Genomic DNA, 21,046 nt, shown 5'->3' with positions numbered 1-21,046 from the left:
GAAAAGAGAAGTCTCTGTCGAGAATTGACGACGATTCGAATCGCTACGCGAATACTTGGAATCCCAGCCGACTACTCCGCAGTCAGCGCACCGATACCGCGAACGACCCGCGAGAGCAGATCCAAAAAAACCGCTCGCTCGTCGACAGTGAGCTCGTCGACCATTTCCTCGAGACGAGCAAAGTGTTCGGGCGCCATGTCACGTAACCGCTGAGCGCCACGAGCAGTCAGGACGACCACCGCACCACGCCCGTCCTCCGCGGACGGACGTCGAGCGACCAAACCCTCCTGCTCGAGCCCATCGACCAAGCCGGTGACCGTGGCTCGCGAGACGCCGAGATCAGCCGCCAGACGTGAGGGAGATTTCTCCCCGTCGTGGTCTTCCAGATCCGCAAGCAGTCGGTAACGGCCGGTCGACAGTCCATACCTCGCGAAGTGAACCTCAGTCGCTCGACCGAGCCGCGCGCCCGCCGAGATCAACCGCACCGCAACCAGCACCGCCTGCGGATCGGACCCGAGGCCGTAATGCTCCAACTGCCGCCGCGCCTGATCCAAAGTGGGTGAGTCGTGATCGGTTCCGTCCACTGCCATGCAACTAATATGGCACCTAACTACATTCTGGTCAACCCTCCACCAGAGCTAGTGTCAACGCTGCCGAAGCCGTGCGCGAGTTGCAACAGGTCCAGATCGGCATGACTGCGAGCCAGAACCTGTATACCCATTGGCAGCCCGTCAGAATTGAAGCCTGCAGGCAGGCTGATCACTGGAAGGGTTGCAAAGCCGGGTGTCTCAACGTGATTCGATGGCCGTGACGATCCGGATCACAGCATGAACCCACGCATCTGCCGACGTCTCCAGCTCACCGAACGAAATCGCATCGGCTACGCACTCCAAGGCTCGCGCCGTTGAATCCATACCGACCATGACTACCCCTGCTGCACAACGACGAAGCGCAGAAATAGTAGGCTCAGCCGCATTTCTCAGCCCGCGGTGAGCGATGTCCGCGAGTACGGATAGAGCTCCCTCCAGCGCACTGTCGATGGCGTCCACACCGCCCGTCGTGACTGCGCGAGTCATCGTCGCACTGCCGAGGCCTTCTTCGAGATCGGGAACGATGACGCCGAGGTCGCATGCAACAGCGAATGGTGTCATCCACAACGCACCGGCACGGACAGTCAGCCGACCGCTCACGGCCCTCGGCCGGGCCGACATTGCCCGGACCATCGCGTCGATTGCACCGGGCGCTTGCGCTCGATGTACGACGCTCACCTGCGCCAGGTTGCCACGCCCATCTCCGACCCGCATTGTCCATATCTGTTCTGCAGGAGCGTAATCGGTGCTGATTACAGAATCTACTCGCATCACACCGACGCCATCGGTAGTCAGCCGGGCTCGGGCAAACGACGGCGGGCGCTCGATGAACCGGCGATGCATCTCGGCGTAATCGTCCACCACGTCAATCGATTTTTCCCACGCGTCGACGCCGAGAGGGAGAATGGAAGTCCGCCCGATCCCTTTACGCCCGAGGCGGATTCTGTGGTTGGCACGGCGAACCGCTGATTCTGTGAGCACTGTCGATGAAGCCAAAGCGGCGACCGTCGAACCGGCAATTCGGCGAGTCGAGATCGCATACCCGGAGAGTGCCTCGTCGGATTCACTCGACCAATCGTGACTCATGAGAAAGACTGCATCCGAATCTGGTTCGGCGAAGTAGATATCGGCGGTAGTCGAATCGCCAGTCGCCGTCACCCTCGCGCCGAGGCTGATCAGACGTGAACGACGCAGCGGAGTTTCACCGGGAGTCTCGGTCCCCAGTGCTGTCCCGGCAAGCGATGAATCGACCGATTCACCGAGTTCGACCCTCGCATGAATCTCGGCGATGATCATCGCCACTCGTGTGCGACTGTGCCCGGCATGCCGCATCGAATAGGCCTCGATCTGGTCGGTCAGTTCTATGCACGCATCGGCCAACCAGATTGCGGAACCTGCCTCAATGGTGCGGGTGTCTCTGACGGCAGTGGCGTGTTGCACCGCCGTTGTGGTGGACAGACCGTCCACGAGGATCGTCCGCGCCAAGGCCCTTGCCAGAGCACTTCGATCAGCATCTCGCACGACTGAACTCCGACCCACGTGCACATGGTCGGTTCCGGATTCGTCCGCCGCCCGAACCGCCCACACGGCAAGTGCTATCGCTTCTGCCGTCGTGTGCGCAGATGCCGAAGAATGGGCGTGACTCAGTTCGTGTGGGACCAAGAACCGGACCGTGCAATGCGGGAGTTCGACTCGCACAACAGGATCTGTACCTCGAGCTCGATGCACTGTTGCCTGGTAGCCCTGCAGCCTGGTCCGATTCGCCCGTGCCAGTACCGCCCCTCCGAGGAATGCCTCCAGCGCCTCGTCATCGAATTCCCCTGGCGTCCAGTCTATGTGATCGAAGCTCGACCCGTGATTCGCCCGATAAACGAGAACGAGACCGACACGGTGCCGGCACACCGAGCTTGCGCCACACGTGCACGACGCTTCCGAGAATGGAATGCCGGCAGGAAGACTGGTTTCGACACCGTCGCCGTACCTGACGAGGATCCGTTCGCTCGTCACCAAGAGTTCAGGCGTTTCCTCGGCGAACATACGCGCGGCTCGCTTGACGAGCCCGCGATTGGCGACCAGCGCAAGCGCATCGTCGGTGAGCGCAGCCAGATCAGGCCGGGACGTCATCGAATACAACCGGCCACGAATTCGGCCAGCCCTCCGGGAGTCATCGCACCGACGTGCACACCCAGTCGCGTCAAGCGACGGGCAATTTCACGGTCGTAATCAGGGTCACCAGCATCGTCGAGCGCAGCAAGCGCCAGGACACGCACACCATTGTCCGTGAGACCGGCAACGCTCCGGACGAACCGATCCGGTGCACTTTCGTACAGATCGGAGATGATGACAACAATCGTTCGTTGCGGCGTATCCACCAGTTGCGCGGCATAATCGACGGCCTTTGCACCGTCATTCCCGCCTCCCAATTGGACGCTCATCAAGAGCTCGACCGGGTCGAGAACCTCGGACGTGAGATCGACGACATTGGTGTCGTATGCAATGAGGTGAGTCCTCAATCCGGGGACATTCCAGAAACATGCAGCGGTGATCGCCGAGTGGATGACAGAGTCGATCATCGATCCGGACTGGTCGACCAACAGAATCAACGTCCACGTATCCGTGTGCCGACGAGTTCGCGAAGTGAACAAAGGCTTTTCGATAGCAATCTTGCGTGTTTGCGGTGACCAATGCTGCAGATTGGCGCGAACCGTTGCCTCGAAGTCGAAATTGCGCGAATTACGAAACGCTGTTCTGTGTCGGCTACGTTTGCCGTGGAAGGTCCTGCGGACGTCCACCGAGAGCCTCTCGATCAACTCGCGTACGACATTGTCGACAGCCTTTTTTGCCATCGCCAGAACTCGGGGATCCATCAGGTGTTTGGTACGCAGCACTGCTCGAAGCAGAGTCACGCTGGGCTCGATACGCTGCAACGCTTCCAAATCTGTCACCACTTCGGTGATTTCGTATTTCTCCACGGCGTCGCGTTCGAGTCGATGAACTGTCTCGCGAGGAAAAAGACGGTGGATGTCGTCGAGCCAGTCCACGGCCGTCACCGTCGTTTCGCCGAGCCCATTGGGGCGATACCGCCCATCCTTGCGACTCGGCGGAACCGCACCCGGGGAACCGGGCGTATCTCCGCCACCCGGGTTGTCTCCAGTCGTTACGGAGTCGGTCCCCTGCAGTCGGGAAGTTCCAGCGCGAACGCCCTGCGCGCTGCGAGCCGGGTCACGGCCGTACAGCCACTCCAACGCATCGTCGCGTTCAGCCGCATCGCCCGTTGGATCACCGAGTACTCCGGCCGACGCATCACCCAGAATCAGCCGCCATCGTTCGATGTTCATCGCATACCGATCTGGGCAAGCGCGTCGTCCACCCGGGCGTCGAGCTGCCTTCCGACATCCAGGGAGTTCACGACTGCAGCCTCTGGTGTCGACGTTGTCAGGCGGCGCGCGATGATGTCGCGTTCATGGGGAGGGAAGAATTCGAAGGACTGCCGTAGCGCGGGAAGTGCTGTCAGGAACTCGTGTTCGGACAGTCTGCTCACGATTTCATCGACGGCGGTCAACACTGTGTCGCTGGATTCCGCGTCCAGAAAACGCTCACGTGCTACTCCGAACAGTCCGCACAACCAATCACCGAGGTGTTCTGCAGGAATCAATCGAACGGCGTCGACTGCTGCATCGGGGGGAATTCGATCCCAGGACGTTCCCAGGGCCGATCCCCTGATGTCGACCGCGGCACCATTGTCACGTGCCAGAGCGGTCAGGTCGTCGGCCGGATCAGTCGAGAGGATCTCCGTCGCATACTCCATCGCATCGGATAACGCTGCGAGAGCTGATATCCGGAGGAGATCAGCGCCACCGGTCGTGGCCCGAACTCGGTGCGCCAACGCAACGACCTGCGAGGACGCCGAATCAATTATCGCCCCGAGCAGTGTGGACCCTCGGCTCCCGAAGAGTGAGTCGTGCCGCCACAGGTCCAGAGCGGCTCGAAGCAGCAGGCCTGTGCCCCCGAGATCTCCTACGCCCTTCAATGATTCGGATGCGATCGACTCGGTTCGGTCAGCCACCGAGTCGAGTCCACAAAGAACTGCATCGAACAGAATGTGTGCAAGACGCTCGACATCAGCCGCAGCCGAAGTCAGCGAAGATTCCAGGGTGGCCCCAGCTGCCTCTACCAGAGTATGGCCTTTGGCTGCAGCCTCGACCAGCGCCGGGAGGCGGTCTGCGGAGTCGACAATCATCCACCGTTCTGTCGACACCACTGCAGAACCACTGCCTGGACCTGCAGTTCGCTCGAATCCTGGCACTCCCAGCACACGCAACTGATGTAGTGCACGACTACGCTGACGACTACGCTCGTCGGCCAAGTCGAGTGCAACAGGGCCGGGCAAGAGGTCGAACTCCTCGAGGAGCATATCGACGTGACAAACCAATCCCGGTACCGGTGAATCAGGGTGTAGCGTGCCCCGCCGATCACCTCGCATCGTGCGCATACAGGCCGAGATGACGGGGTCGGGTTCGGGCCCCAGAGGTTCCCCTGCGAGTGTCCAAGGCAGCGGCGACGCCAACGCCTCACCCACCAATGTACTTGCTGCAGCATCTAATACATCTCGTCGCGTCGGCAGCGCGTGACCACGGATAGCGGCGAGTCCGAGGATCTGCGTACGGAATCCGATGAAATCCGTTGTCGAGACGCGTTGATTCCGGGATCGCAAATCACGGACGATCGCCGCGGCTGCAACCTCCCCGGCCGATGTCGTTTTCTGCCAGAGCTTCTCGTACCACCATGGGGATTCCAGGTCGAGACGACTGTAGGAATAGGGGACCAGGTAACTGCCGATGTCGACATCAGGGCCCGCGGTCGGAACGGCGGGCCAGAATCCGTCGGTCGGTCTACCGCGAGCCAGTTCGGACATGATCGCCGGCCGATGACGCCCGCCGCAGACGACAACGACCGCACCGCTTCCGGGGCGCTCTCGAGCGGCCCGTATCCACGATGCCATGTACTGTTCGCGCTCGGATACTGTGGCGTCACCGACCCGGATCGCATCGAAGTAGTCGTCGAGGACGGCAGTCAATTCCTCGACAGTGAGCGTATCGGCGCGCGACTCGACGACGTGATCCCACATCGCGTCGACCGTGTCCAGTCCCAGTCCGGCCGCCAATACTGTTGCAGCCACACTGTACTCGTCCGGCGGCCCGTCGAAAGCGGGGTGCCAGGCGGGAAGATCGATCAACCGAACCTCCGCCGACACCTTGGAGGCCGACCGAAGGGCGATCCATTCTGGAGACCAATCGGTGAAGGCAGCCCATGTCACGCGCGTGTGCGCTCCTCGTCGCACGTGGGAGTACAGCGCGATCGGCAACTTGTGATCGAGTCTCAGTTCATCGATTCGATCGGTGAAGTCTGCGGGTCCCTCGATCAAGACATGCGTCGGCTGCAGGCGTTCAATGGTCTCCGCCACGATCCGAGCACACGCAGGGCTGTGGTGCCGAATCCCGATCACCACGACGTCGCGACCAGCGTCCACCACAGCGACGCTCACGGTCCGGTCAGACGTGCGTGCGCCCGGCGTAGCTCTTGCCATGCCGCACTCGTCCGCTGCGACCCTACTTTCTCGACGTAGCGGCGCAACCGGGCAGCATCCTCACTGTTGTCTTTCGTCGCCGTACCGGCCAGGGACTCGGCGAGGTCGGTGACGGTACCGGCGTCTCCTCGCAAGAACCACCCACGAATACCGGTGGCATGCGCAAGGGACACCGCTTCAGCCGTGCTCATCACCGATGACAGTCGCTCGACCGGCGATCCGTTCGCGGTGAATCCTGTACGTAGGTCACGAAACAGCGTGACCAACAACTCGGACACTGCCGGATCTTGTTCTGCAGCTACACCGGAAGCACGCAGCAAGGCCGCCGATTCTGTTCGCACGAGTTCGACTTCGGTGTCGAAATCGGCGATCGGGTGCACGGTCTCGAAGTTGAAGCGCCGTTTGAGTGCGGCGCTCATCTCGTTGACGCCACGGTCGCGGGTGTTTGCGGTGGCGATCACATTGAAACCCTCACGGGCATAGACCATTGCGTCGTCTCCGGAAAGTTCCGGGACTGCCAGCACCCGTTCGGACAGCAACGACAACAGAGTGTCCTGCACTTCGAGCGGACACCGCGTGACCTCCTCGAACCGCACGACGCGTCCCTCGGCCATTCCACGCATCATCGGCGCTGGAACCATCGATCGAGTCGAGGGGCCTTCCGCGACGAGCAGTGCATAGTTCCACGAATACCGGATCTGATCCTCGGTCGTGGCGGCACCGCCCTGGATCGTGAGGGTCGAATCCCCGCTCACGGCAGCGGCGATGAGCTCTGACAGTAGCGATTTGGCAGTACCAGGTTCTCCGACCAGCATCAATCCACGTGTCGTCGCCAAGGTGACGAGTGAGCGTTCGACGAGCGATGCGTTGCCTACGTATTTCGGCGCTATTCCCAGCTCGACGTCGCCCATGACGAACGTCCGCGCCGACGTGAGGGTTAGACGCCACCCCGGTGGTCGCGGCCCAGTGTCTTCTTCGGCCAAACGCGCAAGTTCCTCGGCAAACCGCTCCTCAGCCGGTGGGCGCTGGACTCGTGAAGTCACGAGGCGAACCCTGCCAAGTCTGCGATGAGTTCGGAGACCGTCGCACGATCGACATCGTTCAAAGTCCCCCCACGGAGTTCCACCGAAACGAGCTTCTGATCGGGGTACCCGTTGTAAGGGTCTCCCGTCCCCATCCCGGGCTCCAACCCCAACAGAACAGACACGTCATCGCTGAGCTGGTACAGCAGGCCTTGTCCCCAGGAAGCTGGGTTCTCCCACACCGGTTCCCATCCTCTGTACGTCAACCGCAGTGCCTGACTGGGGCTGGCGGTTACTCCGGTGAATCGACTCAGTCCACTCCCGTCGACGTCATCGGGTAGCGGATCGTGGACAGCACGACCCAACTGTGGGAAAGGCTGCAAGATTTCGTAGTCGGCGAACACGTCGGACCACGCGCCCACCGTATCGGGTATGTGCGCGGGGTGTACTAGCCCGATACGGCCCTCAGGTAGCTCGACGGTCTGGTCGTCGATGTCGGCCAAGGTACTGTCCTCCGCGACCCGGAACACGACTGTAGGCAGACCGCTGTCATCGAACGATGCCCACAGCAGTCGCCGTGCAACGTGAATCAGCAGCGGATGGCCGAGCACGAAGTCGTCGAATTCTGTCCTAGTCCAGCGGCGCCCGGTAACCATCGAACGGTTCAGGCGTTTGATCTGCTCGGCAGCAACAGCTTTCGTTTCTCGCTTAAGCTCGGTGAATCGCTTCTTCGCACTCTCGGCGAGAACAACGTCGTCATTTCTGGTGGGTTTGGGCAGTCCTGACGTCTTCTTACCTCCTCCGTCGAGCACATAAGGCACGAGAGCCTCCGTGAAACCAACGGTGAACATCCGCGTCCCGTAGTCGAAGTTCATAGTGCCGTCCGGCGTCAGATCGAGATCAGGAACGATCCGGTCGGCCAGCTGTTCTCGATCGAGCCCGAGACTGTCGGCCAACTCTGCGACGCGTTGTGCCGCTCCGTTCTTCAACGACTTGAACTTCATTTTTCGGGAGATGTGATCGAGTTCTGTCAACGCGCGGGCTGACCCATGTGCAGCCAGTGCATCGAGACCGAGTTGTGCTCGTGCTGCACCATTCTCACCTGGCCACCGTCTGACGAGGGGTGCCAATCTTGCCACTGTCGAATCGTCGCCGAGCCAACCCAGCGCAAGAATCACCCAGTTGTCCTTCGACGGAGCGCCGGCACCCCACCATCGTTCGAATAGTTCCCACGCGGCCTCGGCGAGCGACGATCGGTCACAATACGCAGTTACTACATCGAGTCCGGCGTAAGGAGCGTCCGCGGTTCCGATTGCGCACATCGTCAGGATCGTCGACACCGCCGACGTCGGCAGTGCGGCTGATCGATTCTCGTTCAGAATCAGCGGAAGTGAAGAGACATCCACCCAAACCGGAGTTTTCGGTATCCGCTTGGGCAACATCTCGAGCGGGTCGAGATCGACAATGCCGGCGACTACCTGCCCGGCTTCGGGGCCGTACCGGTTCGCTCCGTCGACCACTGTCTCGCGCGAGGTTGTTCTGGCGAGCGCACGCAGGGCGGCGGCAGCATGATCACGTTGAGCACCTGCCGGACCCACTGCGTCTGGAACGAGTAGTGCCACTGCATCTTCAGCGTGTCGAACCAGCCACGCCATCGCAGGTTTGCGGAGATTCTTCCTGGTGGCGAACATCGTCGCATGCACGCGCGCGACATCGATATCGACATATGGCATCAAGTATGGCGCCGCGGCACCTGGATGAGCGCGCGTGAAGCGAAGCATCAGCGGCAGCGCATCGAGTTCGTAGCGAGCGACAACCCGAAGTGGATCCTTGAGCGAGGTTCCGGGCCAGTCCGTCAGGAACGGGCGCGCGATTTCGTCTGGGGCCAGTAGAAAAATCACCCAGGTGTTCCAGTCATGGGTGGAACGCGGTGATACATCCTGCACATACTGTTTGTAATTTTCCCACGTGGTGTAGGAGTAGTCGCTCGGAGTGTTCTTGATTTGTTCGAGTTCACCTGGAAGCCAGACTATTCGGCTGATTTCAGGAGCAACGAGATCACCGATCACCGCGACGTCGAGCGCTTTCTTTCTGTTCGACCACGGCGGCGCGACGAGAATGGGCGGAAGATCCGTGGCCTCGGGCGTCGGCGTCGACAATTCGGCGATCCTTCGCCGTGCAGGCTCGGGAAGTGTAGGCGACAGCTCGGCGGCGATGTCGGGATTCGCCCGCACGTGACGGTCCAACAGGTCGATATCCCTCTCTGCCAATATCTTCAATGCTCGACGTGGGTAATGTTGCATTGCGTGTAGGACCGCGGGCAACGCACTCTTCACGTGGCGACGTTCAACCAGAGCAGTGAACGCTTCGTCGGTGGGTATCGCCGAGAGCGCCCAGAGGATTCGGAGCAGTGTCGCCTCGTCCCTCATGTGTCCGTACTGGTTTGGTTTGTCGAACGCATCGACCAACAGTCCGGTAAGACCTGCACCTATGCCGTCAACTACTGCGGCAATCATCGCCTCGTCCTCGAGCCAACTGCGCATTGCGTGTGAGTCGGTCACCCGTTCGAGCTGCTGCACCGTGTTCGACGAAACCGTCAGCTGAGTGTTCCAGTGATACCACCGAGCGCGCATTCCCATGATGAGTTCTTCCGACCACCCTTCCTCGGTCGGAAAGATGTACGACGCCGTCAAACGGCGGGTGCTGTTGGTGCGCATCGACGACGCCACCTCTCGGGCTGCGGCGTAGTCCTCGTCAGAGGCTGTCGCCAACAGGCCGCGCATACGGTCGAGCATGTGCTCTCGGACCACTTGCGCATCAGGTTCGTCCGTCCGCCCGAGCTGCTCGCGCAGTACATACTCAGGCATCTTGTATCCCGCAGCTGGCGACTCACCGCCGATGTTCGCCACTACAATTACCGCGTCGGGTCCCAGCTCTGACACAGGCACCGAAACATGAACGAACCGCAGGTCGGCCCATTCCAAGAGTGCTTCGACCGCGAAGACCAACCCGTGCCGTGCCACCAACCCGTCCAAGAGAACTGTCGATTGTTGCCGGTCATTATCTGCGTAGCGGCCGAGTATGCAGTACAAAGCAGCTGCACCGACAGCGGAGATCTCACCGGCTTGATACTTCCGGGCGGCGAGGGTGAGCTCGTCAGGATCAGGATCATTGACCAAATACGCCGAACTGAATTCGCGAAACTGGTCGTCGCTGTCGAATTGTCGGTCGAGTTCGGCACCGGCTGCGGGATCGACAGGTGCCACGTCGGCGGCAAAACCGCCGCGCCGGGGGTACTTCATCGGCAACCATGACGCGGGCGGCACGGCAGTAGATTCGGTCGTGGTGTGGTTCACGCGTCTCCTCGAGATCCCGGCCCGGTCGGCGGGCGTAGCCAGAATGATAGCGATCCGAACGATCGGCTTGTTCGACATTCCCGAACGCGGCCCCCGACAGCGGTTGCGGTGACGTCCTCCTGCACATTGGCACAGGGCCCAATACGGGATCGACGCTACAAGCGACTGGTCGAGTATCTGCTGCTGCTGACAATCGAGCAGCCGACGGACCGGTGGACTGCCCACGTCGCACGCGGAAATAGCGGCGAGCAGCTTGGTTCCGAAGAATGCCGCAAGCTTCCTCCCTCCCGGCACTCGATTGCCTTGGGCATTAACATCGACAGATGCTCACTCGCGTCGATCTGACGATGGATTGCACAGACCCTGACCGCTTGGCTACGTTTTGGAAGATAGCCGCTGGATACGTCGATGAGCCACCACCGCAGCCTTTTTCGACTCGCGAGGAGTGGCTTGCCACTTTCGACGACGAAGACGACGGGATGGGCGGAGCTTGGTTGCACCACCCGCTCGGAGTGGCTCCTCGCCTCTGCCTTCTACAGGTTCCTGAATCCAAGGTGGCCAAGAACCGATTACATCTCGATCTCCGGGTATCCGGAGACGGAACCCCGACTCAGAAGTGGGCGACAATCCTTCGCGAGGTCGAACGGCTACTACGCGCGGGCGCATCAGAATTGGAAAGATTCGAGGGTCACCATGTGATCATGGCCGATCCCGAGGGCAACGAATTCTGCGTGGCGTGATTCACCCGCCTGCCCGAAATTCTCGCGAGAAGGCATGACAATCCGGGTGATTGCCGGGATACGGCAGGACCTTCTCGAGGGCGAGCCCAATCGCAAAGGCCGTCTGGTCGTCGTACGGTCGCGTAACTATCTGTGTGCCCGTGGGGATTCCGTTCCGAGCGAAACCTGTGGGGATTGTCAGCACCGGGCAGCTACTCAGGATGTTGAAGGTGATGGCCGGTACAGCCTCGAGGTAGAACTCCAATTCTGTTCCAGCCACATTGATTCCGTGCCCCACGTAGTCGTCGCCGGCAAGAAAGCCCTCCGTCGCCACTGCCGGAGTAATCAACGCGTCATAGGTGTCGAACAGGGATCCGATCGACGAATACAGTTCGGTTTCGATCGCGAGTCCGTCGAGGAAAGTCGCATCACCACGAGTGCGACGTGCCCATCGCGCGAGTTCCTTCGCGTACTCCGTGACCTTGTCGGGGTGCGCGGACGCTTCGGCAGAGATCGAAGCACCGAACACGTGGTCGTAGTGAATGGCGGCCGCACGCATGATTGCAGCGCGTGACAAGTCGACTTCGATGATCTCCGCGCGTGCGCCCAGCGCAGTGAGGGTGTCCACCAACTTGGCGGTGTTGGCGGCAACGTCCGGATCAACCGGCCAGTCACCCAACGCGGGGATCACGGCGATACGCATTCCTGTCAACGAATGCGTTGCGAGGCCGGGCAGCGGCGATGCCGGCACATGCGAGGCAATGTCAGTGGAGCTCGGTCCCGCGATGACCGACTGCAGTGTGAGGCAATCACTTACGGTGCGCGCCATCGGACCGCAGTGGCAGTAGCGATCGAGATTGAAGGGAGGATCGACCGGGACACGGCCGTGTGGTGGCTTGAACCCGACAATTCCGTTGAACGACGACGGAGTTCGGATCGATCCTGCAACATCGGAACCGGTAGCCAAGTGCGTCATCCCCGTGGCAAGTGCGACTGCCGATCCACCGGAAGACCCGCCGGAGGAGTATTTCGTGTTCCACGGATTGCGAGTGACGCCCCACAACTCGGACTGTGTGAACGCGGCCGAGGAGAATTCGGGCGCCGTCGATCGCGCGTGGACGATCGCACCGGCGTCGATGATTCGCTGCACGAAAGTGGAAGTGTGAGTGGCGATCACATCCTCATAGACCTTGGACCCTTGAGTCCAGGGTTGTCCTTGCACCGGTTCATCCTCTTTCACCACAACGGGAACACCGGCGAGCGGAAGGCTGACATCCGAGCCGCGGGCGTAGTGGCGTTCCGCTGACTTCGCTTGTGCTCGTGCAGTATCGAAGAAAGTGTGTCCCAATGCGTTCAAGGTCGGGTTGAGCGCCTCGATACGTTCGATGGTGGACTCGAGCACGTCCACCGGAGAAAGCGATTTGTCCCGATAGCGTTCGAGCAACTCGGCCACATCCATGAATGCCGAAGCGGGTATCTGGTGCATATCTGTTGTCCTGCCTCTATGAAGGTTTTGTGTAGGCGGCTAGGTTGTCAGTTCATGCTTTGCCACGACGGGATTGCGGAATGTCGCGAGCAGCATTGCGAGAGTTGCGATTCCCGCGGCTGTCCAGAAGACCGTTTCGGAACCGGAGTGGTCGTGAATGCGTCCGCCCGCGAACGCACCGAGCGCGATGCTTGCATTGAAGACTGCAACCCATAGAGCAGAAGCGGCCTCGCGGTGAACGGGAGCTGCTTGTGCAATCCATGTTTGAGTACTCACCGATGCACCACCGTAGAAGAGGCCCCAAGCCGCCATGAGCAGAGCAGCTGCGATCAAGGTGGTAGCCGAGATCGGAAACAGGGCGAGTGTGACCGCTATTCCCACGCTGAGGCTGACGACCACCGCCTTCGGGGACTTTGCAGCGGACGGCCCGGCGATGAAGTTGCCGACGACACCGAATGCACCGTAGATCAGGAGCATTGTGCCGACCTGCGAAGCGTTCAACCCCGCGAAGAACTCCAGCCCCGGACGCACATAGGTGTACGCCGCGAAATGAGCGGTGACGATGAGCGCGGTAATCGCGAATCCGACCCGGACTCCTGGGTTCCGAAAGGCCGCCACGAGACTCCCGAGCGACAAGGCCCGATCAGCTGGCATCGTGGGTAGGACAGCGATCATGGCGATCGCGATCAGCGTCGCCGCGCAGCTGAGAGTCCAGAACGCCACGCTCCATCCGGCGACTGCCCCGATATACGTCCCCGCAGGGACACCAAGAACTGAGGCAACAGCGATTCCGCTGAAGATGATCGTGGTCGCCAACCCGACGGATCTGGAACCCACCAATTTGGGTGCCAGACTAGCTGCGAGTGCCCAGACTCCACCCATGCTCACGCCTAGAAGGACGCGAGCCACAGCGAGGAAAACGAAGCTCGGAGCAAGGGCCGTGAGGGCGTTCGCCGCGGCGACTACAAGCATCAGAACGATAAGCGTCGACCGACGATCGAAGCGCCGGGTCACGATGGGCACAAACGGGGCAGTGGCCGCTGCCACCAATCCGGTAATGGCCAGTGAGAGCCCGATGGTCCCTTCACTTTCCACCAGAGCAGCACCGATCGGGGTGAGTAGCCCGACCGGCATCATCTCTGCCGCGACAACGATGAAGGTGGACGCTGCGATCAGCGCGACCGCAGCCCAGTGGTTCTCAATGGTGTGTGCGTGGGTTGAGGACGTGGACGCAGGGCTGTTCTGTGCAGATGCGGAGTGGGGCATGTAACCAGAGAAGCTCCTGCACGCCGATGGATCAACGGCGAATCGCTCATCCAACCATTAGCTCAATTCATCGATGAGCCATGATGGAGTGGTCGAATGAGTCCAGGGTCGGAGTGAAAATGTCGGAGCCCCCGATGCGTGAGATCGAGTGCTTCCTCGTTCTCGCTGAAGAACTGCACTTCGGTCGCACCGGCGAGCGGCTGTTCATCTCCCAGAGCCGAGTGAGTCAGCTGATCAGCGCGTTGGAGCGTCGTATCGGCACCAGCCTGGTGGCGCGGACCAGTCGCCGCGTGCACCTGACTGAATTCGGTGCCGATTTTCTTGCGTCGTTGGCTCCCGCGCATCGTGCGCTTGTCGGAGTAATCGAGGACGCTCAGTCAAGAGCACGGAACATGCCGGCGCCGCTTCGGGTGGGTTTCCAAGGAGCAATTTACGATTCGATCGCGGCTGCTGTCTCTCGTTTCGAAATACAACATCCGCAAACATGCGTGACCATCAAAGAATTACCCCTGGGTGATCCGTTCAGTGATGTACTCGCCGGGCGAATCGATGCGGCAGTGGTCCTTCTCCCCGTAGATGAGCCGGAACTGACAACCGGGCTCGTCTTTTCTCGACAGCCCCAGACCCTCGCCGTCTCAGTCCATCACCCGTTCAGCGAACTGGGCGTGATCGACGCCGAGCAGTTGGCGCAGATCTGCCTGGTACCCATCACCGGCCCCGCCCCCGACTATTGGCAGCGTGTGAATTCCCCGAGCACGACGCCGGGCGGAGCCACGATTCCCACGCAGGGTGGGGCGAGCACCGTTCAGGAAGGCCTATCGCAGGTCGCATTCAGTCAGGTCGGCCTCATCCTCTGCGCTGCAACCGCTGCATACAGCCAGCGCTCGGACATCACATTCGTACCGATCAACGGATTACCCGAATCTGCTTTGGGTCTCGTGTGGCGTACCGATCTCGAAAGCCCACGACTTCGCGCTTTCGCGAAAGCAATCGAGGAAGCACACACCTGTCCCTCCTGACGTCGATCAGTAAGTCGCGGAAGGAGTCCGGGGCGTTGAGATGCATCGTGTGTGAGATGATCGCGCCATGTCTGCGATCACCGACTACTTCACCGCGCGCACGGATGAACATGCCACCTCTGCCCTCGAGGGACTCGTCGACTTGGAACCAGAGGTGATGGAGGCGAACGCAGCTTCTCGCCCGCGGATCCAGTTGGCTGCGAGTGGGACTCCAGTTCTGCAGGCGAAAGGCGTCGATCCAGTTGTCGCGCTCGGCCGACTGGAAGCAGCCCTCACCGCTCGCCCCTACGACGAAGTTGCAAAAGGTCCACGCTGCGGGAAACTCGTCGCGATGAGCGACGACGGCGACACCCTCGTGCTCACGGTTACCGACGAATTGCGTGATGCACTAGCGGAATTGAACGCAGAAGGCGTCGCGGCCGCTGCGGCCGCCTGGGCGATCGACGAGACCAGTGAACCGTCGGAGGACTCAGTGCCGTTCCTGACCGCCTTCGTCGAACTAGCGACCAGAGCTGTGGCTCAGGGCGAACGAATGTACGGCTACGTCGTCATTTGAGCTTCGCAACTCCGCCGATCTGAACAGACAGGTCGTTCGTCTTCGACTCCCGACTTACCGTCAGCCCGGGATCTGCCGGGCCAGATCGTTGCGGTCGAAGTCGGAGAACTGCTGGGTGTCAGTGCAGTATCCACAGCTCGCTCCGAAGAACTCGGTGCGAGCGTTCGGATCGTCGAGTAGCCAGTACCGCAGCCACGCCGTGCTCGGCCCGCGCATATCGCCGCCGTTGATCGCCGTACCGAAGTGCGTGGCGCCGCGCAGTTCCAGATACTCGGCAGGCACGTGGTCTGCGTCCTCGTACATCGCCCGCACGATCGCCGGCCAAACGATTGCGTCGGCCTGGCCGGCCAGATAGAGAACCGGCTCGTCGATGAGATCGACATCATTGAGCGGGCCTGGTTGGATCGCGACGGCAGTGTCGACGCGGTCGTCGATCGCCGCGTTGATCGCCGCAGACCCGCCCTGCGAGTGCCCCACCGCACCAATGTGTTCCAGGTCGACTTTGCCGTAGAAGACACTCGACGGGTTGGCCGCTTTGTCCGCGATGAGGTCGATTCCCGACCGCATGGTGATGGCGAAGTTGCTTGCCGGTGTATTGGCGGCGACCACGATGAATCCGTGGCTGGCGTAGTGGCGGAGCAAGGAGGTGTACGCACCGGGGAGCACACCGGTCCCGTTCCCCCAGATCACAACAGGGTGCTTCTCGCCGCGCGCGCCGAGCTGGCGCGGGTAGTACAGAGTGTGCACCAGCCCGATCGAGACGTTCGGCGTGTACGGCCCTGCACTCGCCCAATCGTGCCCGACGCTCGGGATGCCGGGCGCATCGGCAGCCGCTGTTCCGGTTGCGCCCGTGAGTCCTAGCGTCGCGCACAACGCAACCGCCGCTGCAGCATTCACGAAATGTTTCAGAGACTTTCGCATGAAAGTCAACCTTTCGAAGTTGATCCGGAGTGACGTGTATTACATATTCACGGGAAGGCAACCCGTCGGCTTTGTTTCAGGAAACGGACTATCCCAGAAGTGTTGTGTCTGTGGACAAAATCATCGTTCTCGGTGGATGCCCGGGCGACGCGAATACCCAGAGCGCAAGGTCGAGATCGCCTCGGCCTACGGCTTCCGCGCGGATTGCTCGGCACACAGCCGTAGGAAATGTTCGACGATCTGCGTGTTCTGGCCGTCCCTTGCCACGGCTGCGATCTTCCGTGGGGGCAGTTCGAATATCTCGCCCACAGTGCACCCGCGTTCGGATGCTCGCTCGGCACTGGAGAGTTCGAGGATGACAGCACCGATCCCTTCGTACGCGAAATCCGCGAAGGCATCGCGGTGCTGTGACCTCATCATGAATGCGTGGTCGATTCGCGGTTCGATCGACCGCAGATGGCGATAGACATCGGAAGTTTCGAACCGTGGTGCGACAACCAAGCCGATGCGCATGAGATCTTCGCCGATGAATACCCCGTCCACCGGTGACGGGGTACCGGGCGGGCAGACGAGCCGCAACTTGTGGTCCGGAAGGCGCACCGTGCGCGTCCCGGGAACACCGGTGGGCGGCGACTCCATTATTGCCACGTCAGCGGTGCCTGCCATGACCGGGTGAATCGCATCGGCCACGGATGACCCAGGCGGATCCGAGATAGTGATCCTCAGGTTCGGCACCTCCGTGCGCAGCGCTCCGAGCAGTACCGCTGCGGGATCGTCCGCAAGGCTCGCTGTCGTGGCAACACTGAGGCGGGGGACTGCTGGCAGTAAGGACTCGCTGTCGACCACTAATCGGTCGAGCGCGGCCAGCGCTTCGCGTGCTGGATCGATGAGATTCCGTCCGCGCGCCGTCAGCGTCGCGCCGGTCCGGCCTCGATTGAAAAGCCGTCCTCCGACGCGTCTTTCGAGCCGCGCAATTGATTGAGAGACGCTCGATGTTCCCGTGAACTGATTTGCCGCTGCCGCCGTGATACTGCCGTGTTCGACGACGGCAAGGAAGTCTTGTAGCTGCCGCGGATCGATTCGCGGGGTTGCGGACTCTCCGAAGTTGCTCATCCAGCGTTCCCCATCCCACCTTCGTCACGTAATCGGCTGGTCGTCTCGATAAACGCTTGTGCCGCAGGCGATGGCGTCGAACCGTGGAACATCCAAATATCACGAGTGAGTGGGGGCCGAGTACGACACAGCACCACACCTTCTCCGACTGTATCGGCGACAGATTCGGGAAGGAAGGCGACGCCGACTCCCGCGCGTACCAGTGGGATCATCGAGGCCACAGAGATAGTCTCCGCAACCACCGCCTCGTCCACAGTGCCTTCGCCCAGGCGTTCCGCCAACAGTCGCCGAGTGACATCGTCACGCGGGCTGGTGATCAATCCGATTCGCAACAGATCCGTCAACGTCGCTACCCCCTCGCCTTCACTTCGTGCGGCGGGCACCAGCGCAACGATTTGTTGCCTGCCGAGAAGGATACGTTCAACACCCTCGTCGAACACCTCGTCCACCCCGAGGCCGATATCAGCCTGACCCGAGGCGACCACCGTTCCGATTCCGTCGGTGTCGTTGCTGAGCATCGTCACCGCAACGTTCGGAAACTTGCTTTTGAACGCACCCAGGGCCGTGGCCGCTGGATCACGCGCCAGTGTTCGCGGACACACGACCGTCAGCCGACCCCGCTGCACGACGTTCAATGGATGCAAAGCGTGATCCAAATCCCGGTATGCCCGAAGTACTTGGGCCGCCGGACCTGTGAGATCGCGTCCAGCGTCGGTCAGGGTGACTCCCCGCGAGCCACGGCGGACGAGCGTCAGGCCGCACTCTTTCTCCATCCTGGCCAGAGCCTCCGAGATCGTCGGCTGGCTGACCCCCAGTCCGCGAGCCGCAGCGGAAATGCTGCCCCGATCAGCAAGGGCGAGAAAGTATTCCAGATGACGCCGGTCCATTCGGGGTTCCCTTCTCCTGGCAGTCCTCGCGCGCGCCCGATTTTGCGCCCGTCAGACATAGGGAAACCCTATGGCATACCTCTCGAATGTGGCGTAGACGGGAAGAAGAATCCCGTGATCTGCTTCACATATGAACGCAGTGAGCAACAACCCGGGGAGCTTCGACCAGAGGCACCCGTCTGCTTTTGTCGAGCACCTATCGCCGCCTGCGAGCACTACGGAGGAGGCGCCGAAATGACCGAAACCATCACCGCAAGTTCGCCATCCGGTGCTACGTCACCCCGTTCCGTGAGGCGGGCGCGCTCTGAGCCGAAGCCCGCTCGACAGCGTCGATCCGGTACGCGACTCACCATCGGGGTACGACTGGCCCAGGTCGCGCTGCTTCTGGTCCTACTCGGAGCGTGGCAGCTCGTCGCATCGCACGGTTGGATCGAGCCAGTTCTGGCCAAAACGCCAGGCGAGGCCTGGGCCTACTTCACCGCAGCGGTGCAGTCGGGCGAGATTTCGTCGAACTTGCGTGCCACGATGACTGCCGTCGTGATCGCGTGGATCCTCGCTAGCGCAGTCGGGGTGGCGGTCGGACTCTCTCTCGGACTGCTTCCGACCCTCGAACGCATCATGAGTCCGTTCCTGGATGCGGCGAATGCCATGCCACGTCTTGCGCTGGCGCCTCTGCTTATCGTCATCTTCGGGATCACGATGACGGCGAAGGTCGCTCTCGCGTTCACACTCGTCTTCTTCATCGTCTGCTCGAGTGCACGAGCCGGTGTGAAGTCGGTGGACGACGAATGGCTCCGACTATCCACTGTCCTGAATGCCAGTAAGACACAGGTGTTCTGGCACATCCTCCTCCCCGTCGCAACACCTGGCATTTTTGCCGGTCTTCGGTTGGGGCTGATCTATTCGCTACTTGGCGTTGTCGGTTCGGAACTGATCTCGTCACGGGACGGGCTGGGCCAGCTTGTGTCGATCTACTCGGCCCAGTTCCGGATGGAAGCGGTCTACGCGATCCTCATACTTCTCGCAATCGTCGCAGTCGTCCTCAACCAGGTCATGAACTTCGCCGAGCGCTACCTCCTTCGGTGGCAGCCGCCGGCTCGACAATGACAGGAATCATCATGGATACCAACGTGATTACACCCGCCGTACAACTCGACGGACTGACGATATCCTTCCCCTCACCCGACGGGTCGACGAAAACTGTGGTCGACAATCTCGACCTCACCATCCCTCGCGGACAGTTCGTGAGCTTGGTCGGCAGGAGCGGTTGCGGAAAGACCACTCTGCTCAACGCGCTCGCTGGATTGGTGGACGCAACAGAAGGGAAGACTGAGGTCCTCGGCACAACACCATTCGACGCTCGTTCTCGGATGGGCTTCATGATGGCCCGAGATGCGCTGTTCCCGTGGCGAACAGCGCAGAAGAACGTGGAGTACGGTCTCGAATTGAGGGGAGTACCCAAGGCGGAGAGACGAACTCAATCAGCGCGCTGGCTTGCAGCCGTTCAAATGTCCGAGGCGTCACGGCTGTGGACTTGGCAACTCTCCCAAGGGATGCGCCAGCGTGTCGCGTTGGCCCGAACGTGGGCACTGGATCCGGACATCTTGTTGATGGACGAACCCTTTGCCGCCCTCGATGCGCAAACCCGAGTCGAAGTACAGCGAGAATTCCTCGAGCTTTGGCAATCCCAGGTAGGCCGGACGGTCATCTTCGTAACCCACGACCTCGGCGAAGCCATCTGTCTCTCCGACCGCGTTCTGCTGCTCGGGGCCGGCCGGGTGATCGACGACGTCAGCATTGACATCGAACGCCCCCGCGAACTCGAAACCCTCACCGCCGAACCTCGATACATCGAAATCTTCAACCGGCTGCGTGGTCAGCTCGACCACTGATGTGCCCAGCCAACTCAGCTTGATTTCTGATGCGCCCAACCATCAAGGAACAGGAATCCCATGAAACTTCGACCTTTTGTCGGCACAGTCATTGCAGCGGCCCTACTGCTTTCCGCGTGTGGAGGGGGAGGGCGTCCGAACGACGGTAGCGTCGCCATCGGGGTCTACCCTGCGAGTGCTTTGTCCCTGCCTGTCTACGTCGCTGTCCAACAAGGAATGTTCGACAAGGAAGGCCTCCACGTCGAGCTCATCGACGGAAAGAACGGGCCCGAACTCATCAGCGGTCTCATCGGCGGCACAACCGATCTCGCGGTCGGTGCACCCGGAACCGTCGTGCCGGCCATAGAGCAAGGGCAGAGTCTGCGGCCACTGTCCCCCTACGGGTCGATCGATCTTGCCATCGCCGTGACGAAAGACAGCGGCATCACCACCATCGAGGATTTGCCCGGCAAGCGGATCGCCATACCGTCACGTGGCGGCGCGGCCGAGCAATTCGTCAATCAGCTTCTCGCAGAACGAAACATCGACGCCTCCACGGTGCAATTCATCGCAGCGGCACCCACCGCGAGTCAGATACCACTCGCACGAAAGACATCTCAGGAAGTTAACAGTCAAGCCGCGAGCACGAGAGG

The 21,046-nt window shown here is 61.1% G+C and carries 17 protein-coding genes; 6 read left to right on the top strand and 11 right to left on the bottom strand.

Features of this window, described 5'->3' with window-relative positions; translation table 11 throughout:
- Nucleotides 1–71: 71 nt before the first annotated feature.
- The 6 genes from YH3_RS12725 to YH3_RS12700 all read right to left on the bottom strand — a co-directional run bounded on the left by YH3_RS12725 (nt 72) and on the right by YH3_RS12700 (nt 10,555).
- The gene (locus tag YH3_RS12725) at nt 72–590 is read right to left on the bottom strand and encodes a MarR family winged helix-turn-helix transcriptional regulator (protein ID WP_003943230.1); all 519 of its coding nucleotides are present in this window, start codon (nt 588–590) and stop codon (nt 72–74) included.
- 198 nt (nt 591–788) lie between these two features.
- Nucleotides 789–2,714, bottom strand: coding sequence for a hypothetical protein (locus YH3_RS12720; RefSeq protein WP_064443522.1), 1,926 nt, complete (start codon nt 2,712–2,714; stop codon nt 789–791).
- Nucleotides 2,711–3,928, bottom strand: coding sequence for a VWA domain-containing protein (locus YH3_RS12715; protein ID WP_003943008.1), 1,218 nt, complete (start codon nt 3,926–3,928; stop codon nt 2,711–2,713). The genes YH3_RS12720 and YH3_RS12715 overlap by 4 nt, the downstream gene beginning before the upstream one ends.
- Nucleotides 3,925–6,177 carry a DUF5682 family protein gene (locus YH3_RS12710; RefSeq protein WP_154100296.1) on the bottom strand — a complete coding sequence of 751 codons (2,253 nt, stop codon included), beginning with the start codon at nt 6,175–6,177 and terminating at the stop codon, nt 3,925–3,927. The genes YH3_RS12715 and YH3_RS12710 overlap by 4 nt, the downstream gene beginning before the upstream one ends.
- Nucleotides 6,132–7,220, bottom strand: coding sequence for an AAA family ATPase (locus YH3_RS12705; RefSeq protein ID WP_003943024.1), 1,089 nt, complete (start codon nt 7,218–7,220; stop codon nt 6,132–6,134). Before YH3_RS12705 ends, YH3_RS12710 begins: the two co-directional genes overlap by 46 nt.
- Complete coding sequence (locus YH3_RS12700) at nt 7,217–10,555, bottom strand: DUF4132 domain-containing protein (protein ID WP_193777161.1); 3,339 nt, start codon at nt 10,553–10,555, stop codon at nt 7,217–7,219. Before YH3_RS12700 ends, YH3_RS12705 begins: the two co-directional genes overlap by 4 nt.
- Nucleotides 10,556–10,878: 323 nt before the next feature.
- Here YH3_RS12700 and YH3_RS12695 point away from each other — a divergent pair, with 323 nt between their 5' ends.
- Nucleotides 10,879–11,295, top strand: a complete 417-nt coding sequence (locus YH3_RS12695; RefSeq protein ID WP_003943122.1) for a VOC family protein — start codon at nt 10,879–10,881, stop codon at nt 11,293–11,295.
- Nucleotide 11,296: 1 nt separating this feature from the next.
- On the opposite strand, the gene YH3_RS12690 is transcribed toward YH3_RS12695, so the two are convergent.
- Together YH3_RS12690 and YH3_RS12685 are read right to left on the bottom strand one after the other, a co-directional pair.
- Entirely contained in the window at nt 11,297–12,760 is a 1,464-nt protein-coding gene (locus YH3_RS12690) for an amidase (RefSeq protein ID WP_064443520.1), read from the bottom strand.
- A gap of 39 nt (nt 12,761–12,799) precedes the next feature.
- Nucleotides 12,800–14,026 carry an MFS transporter gene (locus tag YH3_RS12685; protein ID WP_064443519.1) on the bottom strand — a complete coding sequence of 409 codons (1,227 nt, stop codon included), beginning with the start codon at nt 14,024–14,026 and terminating at the stop codon, nt 12,800–12,802.
- Nucleotides 14,027–14,145: 119 nt separating this feature from the next.
- Between YH3_RS12685 and YH3_RS12680 the strand changes: the two genes are divergently transcribed.
- A complete protein-coding gene (locus tag YH3_RS12680; RefSeq protein ID WP_047272478.1) occupies nt 14,146–15,045 on the top strand; it encodes a LysR family transcriptional regulator in 900 nt (299 codons plus the stop codon).
- Nucleotides 15,046–15,112: 67 nt separating this feature from the next.
- Nucleotides 15,113–15,601: a hypothetical protein gene (locus YH3_RS12675; protein ID WP_030537159.1), complete on the top strand. Its 489-nt coding sequence runs from the start codon at nt 15,113–15,115 to the stop codon at nt 15,599–15,601.
- A 60-nt stretch (nt 15,602–15,661) separates the two neighbouring features.
- On the opposite strand, the gene YH3_RS12670 is transcribed toward YH3_RS12675, so the two are convergent.
- The 3 genes from YH3_RS12670 to YH3_RS12660 form a co-directional block, all read right to left on the bottom strand.
- Nucleotides 15,662–16,522 carry an acetylxylan esterase gene (locus tag YH3_RS12670; RefSeq protein WP_030537158.1) on the bottom strand — a complete coding sequence of 287 codons (861 nt, stop codon included), beginning with the start codon at nt 16,520–16,522 and terminating at the stop codon, nt 15,662–15,664.
- Nucleotides 16,523–16,708: 186 nt separating this feature from the next.
- Entirely contained in the window at nt 16,709–17,635 is a 927-nt protein-coding gene (locus YH3_RS12665) for a LysR family transcriptional regulator (protein WP_030537157.1), read from the bottom strand.
- A complete protein-coding gene (locus YH3_RS12660) occupies nt 17,632–18,522 on the bottom strand; it encodes a LysR family transcriptional regulator (protein WP_030537156.1) in 891 nt (296 codons plus the stop codon). The genes YH3_RS12665 and YH3_RS12660 overlap by 4 nt, the downstream gene beginning before the upstream one ends.
- Nucleotides 18,523–18,756: 234 nt before the next feature.
- Between YH3_RS12660 and YH3_RS12655 the strand changes: the two genes are divergently transcribed.
- The 3 genes from YH3_RS12655 to YH3_RS12645 all read left to right on the top strand — a co-directional run.
- The gene (locus tag YH3_RS12655) at nt 18,757–19,629 is read left to right on the top strand and encodes an ABC transporter permease (protein ID WP_064443518.1); all 873 of its coding nucleotides are present in this window, start codon (nt 18,757–18,759) and stop codon (nt 19,627–19,629) included.
- An 11-nt stretch (nt 19,630–19,640) separates the two neighbouring features.
- Nucleotides 19,641–20,414, top strand: a complete 774-nt coding sequence (locus YH3_RS12650) for an ABC transporter ATP-binding protein (RefSeq protein WP_037126877.1) — start codon at nt 19,641–19,643, stop codon at nt 20,412–20,414.
- Nucleotides 20,415–20,474: 60 nt separating this feature from the next.
- The coding region (locus YH3_RS12645) for an ABC transporter substrate-binding protein (RefSeq protein ID WP_154100295.1) at nt 20,475–21,046 on the top strand (572 nt) is incomplete at its 3' end.

The organism is Rhodococcus sp. YH3-3 (assembly GCF_001653035.1).
GTDB lineage: Bacteria > Actinomycetota > Actinomycetes > Mycobacteriales > Mycobacteriaceae > Rhodococcus_F > Rhodococcus_F qingshengii.
This window is presented reverse-complemented; position numbering and strand designations above follow the sequence as displayed.